Origin of the sequence: Allobosea sp. BE125 (assembly GCF_031456075.1) — a bacterium.
In the GTDB taxonomy this organism is placed as follows: Bacteria; Pseudomonadota; Alphaproteobacteria; order Rhizobiales; family Beijerinckiaceae; genus Allobosea.
The window spans coordinates 36,194-50,473 of record NZ_JAVDTY010000021.1 but is presented as its reverse complement, the minus strand read 5'-3'; the positions used below and the strand labels follow the sequence as shown (position 1 = coordinate 50,473).

14 protein-coding genes are annotated in these 14,280 nt (G+C 65.3%); 10 read left to right on the top strand and 4 right to left on the bottom strand.

Translation table 11 applies throughout. The annotated features are described in order from the left end of the window. Positions 1-301: 301 nt before the first annotated feature. Both J2Y55_RS29670 and J2Y55_RS29665 read right to left on the bottom strand, forming a co-directional pair. Positions 302-1,675 (bottom strand): sensor histidine kinase, encoded by a 1,374-nt coding sequence (locus J2Y55_RS29670; protein WP_310160467.1) that lies wholly within the window; start codon positions 1,673-1,675, stop codon positions 302-304. Further along, a complete protein-coding gene (locus J2Y55_RS29665; RefSeq protein ID WP_310160465.1) occupies positions 1,668-2,333 on the bottom strand; it encodes a response regulator transcription factor in 666 nt (221 codons plus the stop codon). Before J2Y55_RS29665 ends, J2Y55_RS29670 begins: the two co-directional genes overlap by 8 nt. Positions 2,334-2,482: 149 nt before the next feature. On the opposite strand from J2Y55_RS29665, the gene J2Y55_RS29660 reads away from it, so the two are divergent. From J2Y55_RS29660 to J2Y55_RS29645, 4 genes are all read left to right on the top strand, one after another. Then, positions 2,483-3,250 (top strand): ABC transporter ATP-binding protein, encoded by a 768-nt coding sequence (locus tag J2Y55_RS29660; protein WP_310160462.1) that lies wholly within the window; start codon positions 2,483-2,485, stop codon positions 3,248-3,250. Between the two features lie 7 nt (positions 3,251-3,257). Beyond that, the gene (locus tag J2Y55_RS29655; RefSeq protein WP_310160461.1) at positions 3,258-4,133 is read left to right on the top strand and encodes an ABC transporter permease; all 876 of its coding nucleotides are present in this window, start codon (positions 3,258-3,260) and stop codon (positions 4,131-4,133) included. A gap of 65 nt (positions 4,134-4,198) precedes the next feature. Further along, positions 4,199-5,233, top strand: coding sequence for an ABC transporter substrate-binding protein (locus J2Y55_RS29650; protein WP_310160460.1), 1,035 nt, complete (start codon positions 4,199-4,201; stop codon positions 5,231-5,233). Positions 5,234-5,665: 432 nt separating this feature from the next. Next, positions 5,666-5,980, top strand: a complete 315-nt coding sequence (locus tag J2Y55_RS29645; protein ID WP_310160459.1) for a hypothetical protein — start codon at positions 5,666-5,668, stop codon at positions 5,978-5,980. Positions 5,981-6,055: 75 nt separating this feature from the next. On the opposite strand, the gene J2Y55_RS29640 is transcribed toward J2Y55_RS29645, so the two are convergent. Beyond that, positions 6,056-6,838: an SDR family NAD(P)-dependent oxidoreductase gene (locus J2Y55_RS29640; RefSeq protein ID WP_310160457.1), complete on the bottom strand. Its 783-nt coding sequence runs from the start codon at positions 6,836-6,838 to the stop codon at positions 6,056-6,058. Next, positions 6,838-7,536, bottom strand: coding sequence for a hypothetical protein (locus J2Y55_RS29635; RefSeq protein ID WP_310160456.1), 699 nt, complete (start codon positions 7,534-7,536; stop codon positions 6,838-6,840). Before J2Y55_RS29635 ends, J2Y55_RS29640 begins: the two co-directional genes overlap by 1 nt. Positions 7,537-7,666: 130 nt before the next feature. On the opposite strand from J2Y55_RS29635, the gene J2Y55_RS29630 reads away from it, so the two are divergent. The 6 genes from J2Y55_RS29630 to J2Y55_RS29605 all read left to right on the top strand — a co-directional run bounded on the left by J2Y55_RS29630 (position 7,667) and on the right by J2Y55_RS29605 (position 14,262). Next, positions 7,667-8,536: an IclR family transcriptional regulator gene (locus J2Y55_RS29630; protein WP_310160455.1), complete on the top strand. Its 870-nt coding sequence runs from the start codon at positions 7,667-7,669 to the stop codon at positions 8,534-8,536. Further along, entirely contained in the window at positions 8,533-9,354 is an 822-nt protein-coding gene (locus tag J2Y55_RS29625) for an ABC transporter permease (protein ID WP_310160454.1), read from the top strand. Before J2Y55_RS29630 ends, J2Y55_RS29625 begins: the two co-directional genes overlap by 4 nt. A gap of 104 nt (positions 9,355-9,458) precedes the next feature. Beyond that, a complete protein-coding gene (locus J2Y55_RS29620; protein ID WP_310160453.1) occupies positions 9,459-10,451 on the top strand; it encodes an ABC transporter substrate-binding protein in 993 nt (330 codons plus the stop codon). Positions 10,452-10,458: 7 nt separating this feature from the next. Continuing rightward, positions 10,459-11,250 (top strand): ABC transporter ATP-binding protein, encoded by a 792-nt coding sequence (locus J2Y55_RS29615; RefSeq protein ID WP_244546662.1) that lies wholly within the window; start codon positions 10,459-10,461, stop codon positions 11,248-11,250. A 308-nt stretch (positions 11,251-11,558) separates the two neighbouring features. Beyond that, positions 11,559-12,677 (top strand): ROK family protein, encoded by a 1,119-nt coding sequence (locus tag J2Y55_RS29610; protein ID WP_310160452.1) that lies wholly within the window; start codon positions 11,559-11,561, stop codon positions 12,675-12,677. 28 nt (positions 12,678-12,705) lie between these two features. Further along, the gene (locus J2Y55_RS29605) at positions 12,706-14,262 is read left to right on the top strand and encodes an ABC transporter substrate-binding protein (RefSeq protein WP_310160451.1); all 1,557 of its coding nucleotides are present in this window, start codon (positions 12,706-12,708) and stop codon (positions 14,260-14,262) included. The last annotated feature ends 18 nt before the right edge of the window (positions 14,263-14,280 follow it).

Genomic DNA, 14,280 nt, shown 5'->3' with positions numbered 1-14,280 from the left:
GCGGCGGCGCCAGCGGCGTCGCCGTCTCGATGGCCGCTGTATAGGCCCCACCTCCCAATCCTGTCAACACACTCCGTGAAACTTTTTAGACAGCGCAGAAGTTTTTCGAAAACGGGGCCGTTGGGCCGTCGTTTTGGGGCTGAATCGGCCCCTTGGTGTCTCACCTCGCCGGGAGGTGAGCTCCTTTTTTTTGGAAGCGGCGCATTTTTTCTGAAAATGCCGATCGAGCCCCCTCCCCGCGATCAGAAGGAAACCCGGGACCTGGTCCCGAGGGTTTGCAATCGTAGCCACCGCCGACATCTCACGGCCAAGCCAGCGGAAGCATCAGCATAACGGCAAAGCCATCGGCCCTGATTGCGAAGCGGATCGCGCCGCCATGGCTGCGGATCACGTCGGATGCGATGGCGAGGCCGAGCCCCGATCCGCCCTTGCCCGTCGAGCCGGATGTGAACGGCGCGACGATCGAGGCCCATTCGGATGGCGAGATGCCGGGACCATCGTCGAAGACCTCGACCATTGCCTGCTGCCCATCTTGCGAAACCGTCACCGTCAGGGCCGTCACGGCGCCATGGGTCAGGGCGTTGTGAATGACGTTGGACAGGGCCTCCTTCAGGCTGACAGCGTCGGCAGCGATCATGATCGCATGCTCGGGAGCCTGGAAGGCGATGCGCACCTCGCGAGGAAACGACAGCGGAACCGCATCCGCCAGCACCGTCCGCGCGAGAGCGACCAGATCGACCTGCGCCATCGCGACCGCATCCGAGCGATGGATCACCATGGCGTGGCTGAGGAGCTGGTTGGTCAGGCGCCGGAGCTCGGTGCTGCGATGCTGGATGCGCTCGATCTGCGCGTGGCGCTGGGCGGCGTTCCGCGTCGTCGACAGAAGCTCGACCTGGGCGTCGAGCGCCGCCAGCGGCGTCCTGATCTGGTGGGCGGCGTCGCCGATGAAGCGTTGCATGATCCGGATGCGACCGCTCAGGCGTTCCATGAACATGCTGATCGCGCTGACCAGCGTGTGGATCTCGGTCGGCGTCTCGATGCTCAGCGGGCGCAGATCATTGGGATCGCGCGCGGCGAGCTCCTGCTCGATGCGGGCGAGCGGCGCCAGGGCGTAGCGGATGGCAAGCCCCCCAGCGAGCAAGGTCAGCACGCTCATCGCGGCGATGATCAGCACGGCTCTCAGCGTCAGATCGCGCGCGAGCGCGAAGCGCGCCTCGCGCGTCTGCGCCAGAACGACATAGGCCCAGCCGGTGACTGAGGGCGTCGACAGATAGCGGCCGATGGCGGCGATCCGGACGGGCGACCCCTGATAGGCGCCATCCGACAGGATCGCGCCCTTCTGCGCGGCGGTGACGCTCCCGGGAAAGGCCAGGTCCGGATAGCCGGCGACCACGATGCTGCGCGTATCGGTGACGCTATAGAAGACGAGGTCATAGGCGGAGAGCGAGGCGAGAGCGGCGGCCGGCGGATCCAGCGCGATGACGCCGCCCTGGACGAAGATGTTTTCCGCGAGCTGGATCACCCCGCCGACCAGGAGCCGGTCATAGGCTTCGTCGGCCGCGACACGGGCATAGGAATAGGCAGCGACGCTCAACGCGATCGCGCCAACCGAAACGCCCGCGACGATGAACAGCAGGCTGCGCGCATAGAGCGAGGAGCGAAGGCGCTCACGCAACGACAATTTGATACCCCAGCCCGCGCATCGTCCGGATCTCGACCCCGGAGCCGGCGAGCTTGCGGCGCAGGCGGGTCACATATTGCTCGACGGCATTGGGGCTGGGCTCCTGATCGAAGCCGAAGAGCTGGTCGATCAGCTCTTCCTTGGAGAAGATCCGCTGCGGCCGCCCAGCCAGGATTTCGAGAACGGTGAGCTCCCGGCGCGTGAGATCGAGCGAACGGCCGTCGATGGAGGCGATCCGCGCGCTGCGGTCGACCGTGACCTGGCCGCATTGGATGATATTCGTGGCCTCGCCGCCGCCCCGTCGCAGGAGCGCGCGGGCACGCGCCTCGAGCTCGCGATAGTCGAACGGCTTGATCAGATAATCGTCGGCGCCGAGATCCAGCGCGCTGACCCTGTCATCGACCGCCGAACGCGCGGTGAGGATCAGCACGGGCGTTGCCTTCCGCTTCATGCGCAGATCCTTGAGGATCGCAAAGCCGTCCCGCCCCGGCAGCATCACGTCGAGGACGATGAGGTCATAGGCCTGGACCTCGGCCAGATCGCCGGCCACGGCGCCGTCCTGTTCCCAGTCCACGGCATGGCCCATCCGCTCGAAGCGCGCGACGATGGCCTCACCGATATCGACCATGTCCTCGACGACGAGAATGCGCATTCACCGTTTTCCTTGCACCGTTTCCCCGCACCGTTCCCTTGCGCCATCAGGTGAGACAGGCGCCAGTCAGTTTCGTGTCAGTTCGGCCCTGTAAGGTCCAGCCAAGCATCCCGAAACGTGGATGCAAGGCAACGACTTTCGGAGGAAACATGACGCTCCCCGCGCAATCTGCGCCGCTGCTCGATGTCGACGGCGTCACGCTGCAATACAAGACGCGCGATGCGCTGGTCACGGCGACCTATCGGGTCAGCTTCGAGGTCCATCAATCCGACCGCTTTATCCTGCTCGGGCCGTCCGGCTGCGGAAAATCGACCCTGCTCAAGGCGATCGGCGGCTATATGAGCCCGGTCGAGGGGGCGATCCGGCTCAAGGGCCGCGAGGTCAAGGCTCCCGGGCCCGACCGGATGATGGTGTTCCAGGAATTCGACCAGCTCCTGCCCTGGAAGAGCGTGGTCGAGAACGTCGTCTTCGCCCTTGAAGCCAGCGGACGCTCCAGCGGCCGTGAAGCGATGGACAAGGCGCGCCACTATGTCGACATGGTGGGCCTGTCGAAATTCGCCGACAGCTATCCCCATACCTTGTCGGGCGGCATGAAGCAGCGCGTCGCGATCGCCCGCGGCATGGCGATGGAGCCCGACGTCCTCTTGATGGACGAGCCTTTTGCGGCGCTCGACGCCCTGACGCGGCGCAAGATGCAGGACGAGTTGCTGCAGCTCTGGGAGGACACGAAGTTCACCGTGCTGTTCGTGACGCATTCGATCGAGGAGGCGATCCGCTGCGGCACGCGCATCCTGCTGCTGTCGCCGCATCCCGGCCAGGTCCGCGCCGAGCTGAACAGCCTCACCGCGGAAGAGGTCGGCACGGCCTCGCAGGTCGCGCTCGAGGCCCGCATCAACGACATGCTCTTTGCGCATTGAGGTCGACATGAACGCATCCATCTCGCCGCTTCATATTCGCCCCGAAATCATCCGCGACCAGCAGGCGACGGATGTGCCCGCCGTCGAGAAGGCGCTGACGCCGTTCGAGCGGATCTATCGCATCGGTTTCGTCCGCAAGGCCGCCCTGCTGATCACGCTGGCCGTGATCTGGGAGATCTATGGCCGCTGGCTCGGCAACCCGCTGCTGTTTCCGACCTTTACCGCGACAATCGAGGCGTTCTGGGAGAATCTCGCCAATGGCGTCATCCCGGCGCGCGCTCTGTCGTCGATCCAGACATTACTGATCGGCTACGGCATCGGCATCGCCCTGGCCTCGATCCTGACGACGGTCGCCATCGGCTCGCAGATCGGCACCGATCTGCTGGAAACCCTGACATCGATGTTCAACCCGCTGCCGGCGATCGCCTTGCTGCCGCTGGCCTTGATCTGGTTCGGGCTCGGACAAGGCAGCGTCATCTTCGTACTGGTGCATTCCGTGCTGTGGGCGATCGCGCTCAACACGCATTCCGGCTTCCGCTCGGTGTCGAACACGCTGCGCATGGTCGGCATGAACTATAATCTGCGTGGCCTGCGCCTGGTCGGGAAGATCCTGATCCCGGCCGCCTTCCCGAGCATCCTGACCGGGCTGAAGGTCGGCTGGGCTTTCGCCTGGCGCACGCTGATCGCGGCCGAACTCGTCTTCGGCGTCTCCTCGGGGTCGGGCGGTCTCGGCTGGTTCATCTTCGAGAACCGCAATCAGCTCGAAACCGCCAATGTCTTCGCCGGGCTGTTCACGGTCATCATGATCGGCCTGTTCGTCGAGAACGTCATCTTCGCCGCGATCGAGCGCAACACGGTCCAGCGCTGGGGCATGCAGAGCTGAGGCGGCGACATCTCCACAAGACCATAAGGCCGGGCCAATCCGGCATCATCCGGGAGGACAACATGATGACCATCACAAGACGGACCATAACAAGACGCCTGGCCGCCCTTCTGACGGGCGCGGCCCTCACTCTCGCGATCAGCGCGCCCGGCGCCATGGCCGAGGTCAAGGAGGTCCGGATCTCCAAGGGCTACGGCATTCTCTACCTGCCGCTCATCGTGATGCAGGACCAGAAGCTGCTGGAGAAGCAGGCCGCCAAGGCCGGCCTCGGCGATGTCGCGACCAAATGGCTGGTTCTCGACGGCGGCAACGTCATCAACGACGCGATGATGGCCGGCACGCTGGATTTCGCCGGCACCGGCGCACCCGGCTTCGTCACGCTCTGGTCGAAGGCCAAGGGCATCCCCAATGTCGAGGTCATCGGCATCGGCGGCATGAGCGCGACATCGCTTTCGCTCAACTCGATCAACCCGAATGTGAAGTCGCTGAAGGATTTCACCGCGAAGGACAAGATCGCGCTTCCCGGCATCAAGACCTCGCTTTCGGCCGTCGTGCTCCAGATGATGGTGGCCAAGGAGTTCGGCCGTGAGAACTTCGCCAAGCTCGACCCGATGACCGTCAGCCTGCCGCATCCCGAGGCGCTCGCAGCGCTAACCTCCGGCAAGACCGAGATCACGGCGCATTTCACCTCGCCGCCCTTCTCCTTCCTCGAGCTGAACAATCCCAAGGTGCATCTCGTCGCCGATTCCATCGACGTGATCGGCAACATCACGCTCGACGTCGTCTTCGCGCCGAAGAAGTTCGTCGACGCCAATCCGAAGATGACCGCTGCCTTCCTTGCCGCCCTCGACGAGGCCTGCGACTTCATCGCCCAGAACAAGGATGCCGCGGCCGAGATCTTCGTGCGGGGCTCGCCGGTCAAGGTCTCGAAGGACGAGGTCCTGACCATGCTCAACGACAAGGGCGCCAAATTCTCGACCACCCCCGACAAGGTAATGGATTTCGCCGAGTTCATGGGCCTTGCCGGCACGATCAAGGTGAAGCCGGCCAAGTGGACCGACATGTTCATTCCGCAGATTCATGACCGCAAGGGCAGCTGACGCGATCCAAAAGCAGACCTTGCCAAAATCCAGGCGCTGGCGGGCCCGGGGTGCGGCATCGCCCGGGGGTCGTCGAGGCGCCCTCGCCTCCTTGTCTATTGACCCGGAAGCTCTGCCCTTCCGGATTCCGGTCATCGTGCCGTCATGTGCTGCTCGCATGGGGCGAGGATAGTCGCTAGATTCCCGCAATGCGCCCGACACAGATTCGCAGCTGTGACCTTTCAGCCCGACAGAACTCGCCGCGTCGCGAGCCCCGTCATGCCGAGCGCTTCGGCAACAGGGTCGTTACGCTCGCAGCAGCATGCATGGTTGAAACCGAAACCGTGGTTGCGCGTTCCGGTCGCATCACGGAGACGAAACGATGATATGTGAGTTCGTGTCAGCCAGGGCGGGCCGTGACGCCATCCATAGTCACTCTGAGAGGCTTCAATCATGAGACGTGTTATCGCGGCCGCCGGCATGCTGAGCCTGGCCCTTCTGGCAACCGGCTGCGTCCAGCAGAGCCGCGAACGTGTAATCGTGGTGAGCCCCGAGCCCGGTCGCGGTGCCGCAATCACGAAGCGCATTACGCCCGATGGCGTCGGCGGCCTGTTTCTTCCAGACGGATCGCGCGTCGAGCTAGATCGCGCCGGCGGCTTCACGCTCCCCAATGGCGACTATGTCCGCCGAGATGCGTCCGGTGCGCTGAACTTGCCCAATGGTTCGCGCTGCCTGCCCGACGGGCAAGGCGGATTTGGCTGCCCGTAGCAGTCGACGGCCACAGCTTCGCAGATGGTCCGGGCTCGCCACGCTAGCTCGAACCGCCTGCATGCCGGGCGATGTTTAATAGGTCGCCCGGCCGCCTGACAGGTCGAAAATGCCTCCGGTCGAGAAGGAGCATTCGTCGCTGGAGAGCCAGAGCACCAGGCGCGCGACCTCCTCAATCTCAACGAAGCGCCCCATCGGGATGCGGCCTAGAATGTCGGCGCGGCGCTCGGCCGAAATCTCCCTGGCCATCGCCGTCTCTGCCGCCGCCGGGGTGACCGCGGTGACAATGATGCCGTCGAGCGCCGTCTCCTTGGCGACGCTCTTGGTCAGCGCGAGCAGCCCGGCTTTCGAGGCCGAATAGGCTGCGGCCTTGGCCATGCCTTCCTTGCCCTGGATCGAGGCGATGTTGACGACATGGCCGCGCAGGGGATGCGGCGTGATCGCAGAAGCGCGCGCCGGCTGCCGGCGCATCAATCCGACAACCGCGCGGGTGACGAGATAGGAGCCGAACAGATTGACCTGCAGCACGCGCTGGAAATTTTCCGGCGTCGTCTCCCAGACCGACTTCACCTCGCCGAGTATGCCGGCATTGTTGACCAGGATGTCGATGCGACCATGGTCCGCGAAGGCGGCCTGCGCCGCGGCCTCGACCGCGACGGCGTCAGTGATATCGAGCGGGCGCGCGCGGGCGCCCGCGCCCAACTCCGCAACCGCGTCGGCAAGGGCTGCGCTATTGGCGTCCCAGAGCTCGACGATCGCCCCGGCCTCGATCAGGGCGCGTGCAATACCGCGCCCGAGCCCGCCGGCGCCGCCAGTGACAATGGCGCTGCGCCCACCAAGATCATAACGCGCGCTCATCAGCCGGCGCTCCAGGCCGTCTTGGTGCGGGTGATCTGATGGCGGTAGAGGCCCAGTGAATAGGGGCCGCTCCCGCCGATCGCATCGAGCTTCTGGCCGGCCAGCTCCGCCTTGGCCAGCGCGACGAAACCCGCCTCGTCGCCCCAGCCTTCGAGCAGCAGCACCCAGCGCGGCACGGCATTGGCGACACCGCGCGCCTTCTGCTCGGCGGTGGCGACGCCGCTCGCCTCGGCGTCAGCCGTCAGCAGGTGCACGCCGGCGACGCCGGGCTTGGCGAGCAGGTCTGGAATGGTCTGGCGCAGCAGCGCAGCCTTATGCGCGGCAGCATCCGCATCCGGCACGTCGTAGCGCAGCGTCGCGATCAGGCCGCCCTGGGCTGGGCCGGTGCTGTGGGCGACACGGCAGATCGAGCGCGCGACGGAGCGGAAATGCTTCACCGCCGCGAGCGTCCAGGGCGTCGGTGCGTTGACGCGGGCGGTGTAGTCCTGGCTCTTGAGGGTTTCGACGCTCAAGGCCTCGTAGAGATTGAAAAATTCGAGGTCGGCCTCGATTGCGACATAGCGTCGCCCGCGGGTGAAACCGGGAATGCCGAGCCGTTCCGGCATGTGCTCCTGGCCATGCCAGGCATAGAAGATCTCGCGGCCTTCCGGCGCGATGTCGTGCCAGATCGCGACCGCGCCTTCTCCCGATAAGCTCACTGACATCCTCCCGGTCGGGTCTCGTTGGGGCGCGTTGACTCCGCCTCTTGCCGTTCGTATATGAAATTCAATTCTGAATTGGAAATCAATTCCAAAATAAAAATCGCGAGGGACGGCAAGGAGCCTAAGAGTGACGATCGCGGCGGTGGAGCGGGCGTTGAAGGTGCTGGAGGCGTTGTCGGGCGAGCCCGACGGCGTCGATCTCAGCCTGCTCGCAGAACGCCTCGACCTGCCGGCCAGCGCGACGCACCGGCTGCTGGCGACGCTCGCCGAGCGCGGTTTCGTCGCCCAGGATTCAGCCAGCGGCGCCTATGGGCTGACGCTGAAGCTCTCCCAGCTTGCCTTCCGCAATCTCGATCTGCGCGGCCTGCCCGATGCGGGACAGATCGTGCTCGACGGGCTTGCCATCGCGACCCGCGAATATTGCCGCCTCGCCGTGGTCGAGGGCGAGAGCCTGGTCTGGATCGCGCGGTCCCAGGGAGCGACCGCGGGCCTGCGCTATGATCCGCCGATGGGCACCGAGATCGTGCTGCACGCCACCGCGACGGGAAAGGCCTGGCTCGCCTCGTTGCCGGAGGCGCAGGCGCTGCGCATCGTCTGCGCGCGCGGTTTCCGGGCTGACGGCCGCACCGGGCCTAATGCCTTGCAGGATGTCGATGCGCTGCGTGCCCATCTCGACGAAACCCGCCGTCGCGGCGTCGCGCTCGCCGTAGAAGAGGGCGAGGTCGGCACCGTCGCGATGGCGACGACCTTCCGCGCCGGCCCCAATAGTGATGCTCCCGTCGCGGGCACGCTCAGCGTCGCGGGCCCGGCAGCGCGCATGAACGAGAGCCGGCATGGCGAGATCAGCGATGCCTTGCGCCAGGCCGCGCGCGCCATGGCGGAGATCTGGCCGCTGCGGCGCCGCCAAATCCAGAGCCTCGTCCCTGCCGTCGCAGGCGGCGAGCAGCGCCACAGCCTTTCCTCGGGCCACAGTCTTGCCGCAGGGACAAACGCATGACGGACGAGGTCGCAACCCGGCCGACGCAGCAGCCCAATGAGGCCTCCCAGGCGCAGGGGCGAGTCGGCGCATGGACGTCGGCGGTCGCCTGGCCGCTGGCGAGCTTTGCCGTGCTGCTGCTGGCCTGGCAGTGGCTGGTGCCGCTGGCGGGTATCCCCGAATACATCCTGCCCGTGCCGAGCGCCTTCTTCGAGCGGCTCTGGAGCGACCGGGCCCTGATCTTCCAGCACACGCTGGTGACGGGCAACGAGATCGTGCTCGGCTTCCTGATGGCGGCGGTGATCTCGATCCCGCTCGGCTACATCATCGTGTCCGTGAAAATCCTGGAAAAGGCGATCTATCCGGTGATCGTCTTCTTCCAGCTCGTGCCGAAGATCGCGATCGCCCCGCTCTTCGTGGTCTGGTTCGGCTTCGGCCTGTTCCCAAAAGTGCTGCTCACCTTCCTGCTCTGCTTCTTCCCGACGCTGGTCGCCAGCATGACCGGGTTCCGGGCGCTGGATGAGCGCGTGCTCTATCTGACCCGCTCGATGGGCGCCTCGGCCTGGCAGACCTTCCGTTATGTCCGGGTGCCGGCCGCGCTGACCTACATCTTCTCCGGCCTCAAGGTCTCGGCGGTGTTCGCCGCGACGGGCGCGATCGTCGGCGAGTTCGTCGGCGCCAATGCCGGGCTCGGCTATCTCCTGCTGCGCGGCACGAGCTTCCTCGACATGCCATTGATCTTCGCCTGCCTCGTGGCGCTGAGCCTGGTCGGGATCCTGTTCAGCTATCTCGTCGACGGGCTCGAGGTGCTGCTGATGCCCTGGCAGCGCAAAGGCTGACAAGCGAAAGAGCTGACGAGGCCAAGGGCTGACGCGCCGACCCATTCTGTTCACGCGCTAACCATCAACCCGGACCAACCGGGGCATACGGGAGGACCAAGACCATGAACCGACGCATGTTGATCACCACTGTCGCCATGCTCGCACTCAGCGCAGGCAGCGCCTTCGCACAGGGTGCCGGCAAGCCGATGAAGATCACACTGAACTTCCTCGCGGCCGCGCCCAATGCCGGCTTCATGATGGCCAAGCAGCTCGGCCTCTACGAGAAGGCCGGCATCAACCTGACGATCGAGGAGGGCAAGGGCTCGGGCACCACGGCGCAGATGGTCGCCACCGGCCAGACCGACATCGGTTTCGCCGACGCGCCGGCCGCGATGCAGCTGCGCACCAAGGGCGCTCCGGTCAAGATCATCGCCCCCGTGCTCCAGACCAATGGCTTTGCGATCATCGCGCTGGAAGACAGCAAGATCGATGCGCCCAAGGACCTCGTCGGCAAGAAGCTCGCGGTCCAGCCGGGAACGGCGCAGACGACGCTGCTGGAGGCCATCCTCGCCAGCAACGGGATCGACAAGAGCAAGGTCGATGTCATCGCGATCGATCCCGGCGCCTTCGTCGGCGCGCTGCTCGAGAAGAAGGTCGATGCCATTCTGGGCGGCGCCGATTTCCACTCGATCCAGATTCGCGAGCGCGGCTTCAAGGTCCGCGACATCTTCTACCGCGATGTCGGCGTGCCGACGGTGGGCTTGTCGATCATCGCCCGCGACGACCGGGTCAAGGCCGATGCGGAGCTGTTCAAAAAATTCGTCGAGGCGAGCCTCCAGGGTTGGGACGCGGCGCGCAAGAACCCCGAAGCGGCGGCTGACGCCGTCGTGGCGCAGTTCCCGGCGGTGAAGAAGGCGCAGGTGCTGGCGCAGTTCGATGTCGTCAACAAGCTGCTCTGCGCGCCGGGAGCAACCGCGCTCGGCAAGGTGCCGGAAAAGAACTGGACCGTCAGCTACGACCTGCTGACGCAGTATCTCGGCCTGCCCAAGGACAAGCCGATCACCGATTACTACACGACCGAGCTGCTGCCGGCCTCGGCACCGGCCTGCCCGTGAGCCGATGATGCATCCCAGCTCTGCGCAGCCCGGCACCGGGGCCGCCTCCATTTCCGGACGCGGCGTGATCAAGAGCTTCGGCGGCTTCACCGCCGTCGATGGTCTCACCCTCGATATCAGGAGCGGCGAGTTCGTCAGCCTGATCGGCCCTTCCGGCTGCGGCAAGAGCACCTTCATGCTGATGGCGGCGGGGTTGATTCCGATCAGCTCCGGCGAGCTCCTGGTCAATGGCAAGCCGCTGACCTCGCCTTTGACCGATATCGGCATCGTCTTCCAGGACCATCTCCTGCTCGAATTCCGGACGGCGCTGGAGAACGTCATGCTCCAGGCCGAAATCCGCGGCCTGCCGCTCGCGCCTGCGAAGGAACGCGCGCTGGAGCTCTTCGCCAAGCTCGGCATCAGCCACGCCGTCGACCGCTACCCCAAGCAGCTTTCGGGCGGCATGCGCCAGCGTGTCTCGATCGCGCGCGCGCTGATCCACGATCCGTCCGTGCTGATGATGGACGAGCCTTTTGGGGCGCTCGACGCGATCACGCGCACGCAGATCCGCCACGATCTCGAAATGCTCTGGCTGGAGACAGGCAAGACCGTCGTCTTCATCACCCACTCGATCGACGAGGCGATCGGCCTGTCGGACCGCGTGCTGGTGATGTCGCCGACGCCGGGCCGCGTGGTCGATGAGATCGCAATCGAATTGCCCCGCCCGCGCCCCGCGCATCTCGGCGATTATCCGAGCTTCAACGCCTATGCCGACCGCATCCACGACGCGTTCCGGCGCTTCGGCGTGATCAAGTATTAGACGAAGCGCGACGCCAGCCGGACAGGACACGCGCCCTTGCCGTCGCGAGCGCAGCGAAGCAATCCTGGAGGGCTTGCTCCACGTCACCTGGATTGCTTCGCTGCGCTCGCAATGACGATGGAGCCGCGCCGAGGGCACAGCCTCCTGATGCGGAGCATTTGACAACGATCGGATCGTCTTCCACTCTCATTCTTACATAAAACAAGAATGAACAGGGTGGAGATGTGAAGGGGGCATGGAGCCGGCAGGAGACGCGCGCCGCGGTTCTCCGCTATCTCTGGCGATCCGGCGGATCATTCCGGCCGGATGTGATCGCTCATATCGGCCTGACCGATGCGAGCATCTCCCGCATCGTGGCCGATCTCAAAGCGGAAGGGCTCGTCGACGACACCCGGAAACGGGCGCCTTATCGCGGCGGCCCCAGTACGTTTCTGACGCTGAGCGAGAGCCAGTTCGTCGCAACGATCGAGCTCTCCAACAACCGCGCGCATGTCGGCGTCGGAAACCTCAAGGGCGAGGTGCTGTTTTCTGAGCACCACGAGCTGCCCGACGGCACGGCCGCTATGGCGGCGGAAACCATCACTGCCGAAGCCATCACGGGCATGGCGGATTGGTGCATGCGCCACGACATCGCCTTGCGCCAGATCGCCATCTCGATACCCGGCTACCATCCTGGCCAGGCGAGCAACCCGATCGTGGCGCTGCGGCGCGACTTCATCACCCGGACGCTGGAAGCAGCGCTTCCGGACGTACCCGCGACATTCGCCAACTCGATCGTGACGCGCGCCCTGGCGCATCGACTTCAGATCGGCGTCACGCGGGATGAAAGACCCTATTTCTATGTGTTCCTCGGGCATGGGGTCGGCGGCGCCTTCGTCGATGAAAGCGCCGGGAGCGACGATGTGCTCCCCTGCGAAATCGGGCACATGGTCATGGACCGGCAGGGCGCGCAGTGCCGCTGCGGCCATTCCGGCTGTCTCGAAGCCTATGTCTCGACGGGGGCCATGGCTCCGCTCTTCGGCAAAGCGGAGCAGCATATGCTCACACCCCGCGATAGCTGGCGCGAGGGCGTTCGGCAGTCTGATCATGTGCCAAGCCATGCCCGGGCGGAAATCGACCTCCGCCTCACCCAACTCGGCACAGCGATCGGCAATGCCTTGAATCTCAACCGCGTCAGGCGGGTCGTCGTCGCAGGCTGGCCAAGCGCGCTGCAAGACAGGGCCCGCCCGACCGTGCTGGCCGGCATCGATCGCAGCCTGTTCGGCGGCGCGACCGGTGTCGACTTGTCCTTCTCCGCGATGAAACCCGGCAGAGAACCTGCCTCCGGCATCGCGCTCGCCACCTTCGCTTTCATCGGCCGTGGCGGGCACGTGGTCCCGGCGCCCGGCCGCAAGCGAGCCCGGCGCCCGGCGCTGGAAACGTCATGACAAATCACAAGAAAAACGGGAGGACACCATGAAAGCGCATTGGGCAATCGGCGCCGCTCTGCTTGCACTGTCGGCCGGTTCGGCGGCGGCGCAGAGCGTCTTGAAAGTCAGGCCGTCCGGCGACGTCAAGATCCTCGACCCGATGCTGGGCTCGGATTCGATGGCCCGGAACTTCGGCTACATGGTCTACGACACGCTGTTCGCGGTGGACGACACTCTGGCGGTGAAACCCCAGATGGTGGCGGCATGGAGCACATCGGCCGATGGCAAGACGTGGGATTTCACGCTGCGCGACGGCCTGGCGTTCAGCAATGGCCAGCCCGTCACCTCCGACGACGTCATCGCCTCGCTGAAGCGCTGGAGCGGCAATGACAGCATGGGCCAGCAGCTCAATGCGCGCGGCGCAGCCTGGAGCGCGCTCGACGCCAAAAGCTTCAGGCTGACTTTGTCCCAACCCTGGGGCTTCGTGCTCGACGCGCTCGGCAAACCCGGAGCGCCCGTGCCCTTCATCATGCCGGCGCGGATCGCCACGGCGACGCCCGCCAATCAAGGCGTGACCGACCAGACCGGCTCGGGCCCCTTCATCTTCAAGAAGGAGGAGTGGCTCTCGGGCTCGAAACTGGTCTTCGTCAGGAACCCGAACTATGTGCCGCGCACGGAGGCGCCGAGCGGCTTCTCCGGCGGCAAGATCGCGCGCGTGGATCGCGTCGAATGGCAGATCATCCCCGATCAGCAGACGGCGGTGAACGCCGTGCTGAAGGGCGAGATCGACATCAGCGAAGACCTCTCCGCCGATCTGATCGGGCTCGCCAAACCGGCAAAGGACGTCGTCATCGCCCGTCAGGATGAACTCGGCGTGGCGCAGCAGATCCGCATCAACTCGCTGCAGCCGCCCTTCAACAATCCCAGGGTGAGGCAGGCCCTGCTCCATGCCGTCAACGGCTCCGAGTTCCTGGACGCCGTGATCGAGGATCCGAGCCTCGGCAAGACCTGCCGCTCCTTCTATATCTGCTCCTCGCCCTATTTCACGGAGGAAGGCTTTCCCAAGCCGGACCTCGACAAGGCCAAGGCGCTGGTCAAGGAGAGCGGGTATGACGGCACGCCGGTCGTGCTGCTCGACGCCACCGAGAACACCAATATCCACGCCTTCACGATGGTCGCGGATCAATTGCTGCGCAGCATCGGCCTCAAGACGGACGTCCAGGCGATGGATTGGGCCACGGTCGTGAGCCGCCGCGCGAGCAAGGAGCCGGTTGGCAAGGGCGGCTGGTCCATCTTCATTTCGGGACCTGGCGGGCTCGACATGATGGAGCCCCTCAGCCATCTCGGCTTGCGCTCGAACTGCGACAAGGCCTGGTTCGGCTGGCCTTGCGACGCCGAAATCGAGGCCATGCGATCCGCCTTCGCCGATCTCTCCGACCTTGGCGCGCGCAAGGCGCTCGCCGCGAAGATCCAGGCCCGAGCGGTTGAGACGGTTCCCTATATTCCGATCGGCCTGCAATATCAGATCAGGGCCCACCGGGCGAACCTGACCGGGATCCTGACGCCGCCGGCACCGGTCTACTGGAACATCGCGCGGAAATAAGCGGCCACCGCACGCTCA

What these genes read in the sequence shown, in the direction of transcription:
- J2Y55_RS29655 (WP_310160461.1), top strand. Translation starts at nt 3,258, where the DNA reads ATGAACGCATCCATCTCGCCGCTTCATATTCGCCCCGAAATCATCCGC.
- J2Y55_RS29650 (WP_310160460.1), top strand. Translation starts at nt 4,199, where the DNA reads ATGACCATCACAAGACGGACCATAACAAGACGCCTGGCCGCCCTTCTG.
- J2Y55_RS29660 (WP_310160462.1), top strand. Translation starts at nt 2,483, where the DNA reads ATGACGCTCCCCGCGCAATCTGCGCCGCTGCTCGATGTCGACGGCGTC.
- J2Y55_RS29665 (WP_310160465.1), bottom strand. Translation starts at nt 2,333, where the DNA reads ATGCGCATTCTCGTCGTCGAGGACATGGTCGATATCGGTGAGGCCATC.
- J2Y55_RS29620 (WP_310160453.1), top strand. Translation starts at nt 9,459, where the DNA reads ATGAACCGACGCATGTTGATCACCACTGTCGCCATGCTCGCACTCAGC.
- J2Y55_RS29640 (WP_310160457.1), bottom strand. Translation starts at nt 6,838, where the DNA reads ATGAGCGCGCGTTATGATCTTGGTGGGCGCAGCGCCATTGTCACTGGC.
- J2Y55_RS29625 (WP_310160454.1), top strand. Translation starts at nt 8,533, where the DNA reads ATGACGGACGAGGTCGCAACCCGGCCGACGCAGCAGCCCAATGAGGCC.
- J2Y55_RS29615 (WP_244546662.1), top strand. Translation starts at nt 10,459, where the DNA reads ATGCATCCCAGCTCTGCGCAGCCCGGCACCGGGGCCGCCTCCATTTCC.
- J2Y55_RS29645 (WP_310160459.1), top strand. Translation starts at nt 5,666, where the DNA reads ATGAGACGTGTTATCGCGGCCGCCGGCATGCTGAGCCTGGCCCTTCTG.
- J2Y55_RS29605 (WP_310160451.1), top strand. Translation starts at nt 12,706, where the DNA reads ATGAAAGCGCATTGGGCAATCGGCGCCGCTCTGCTTGCACTGTCGGCC.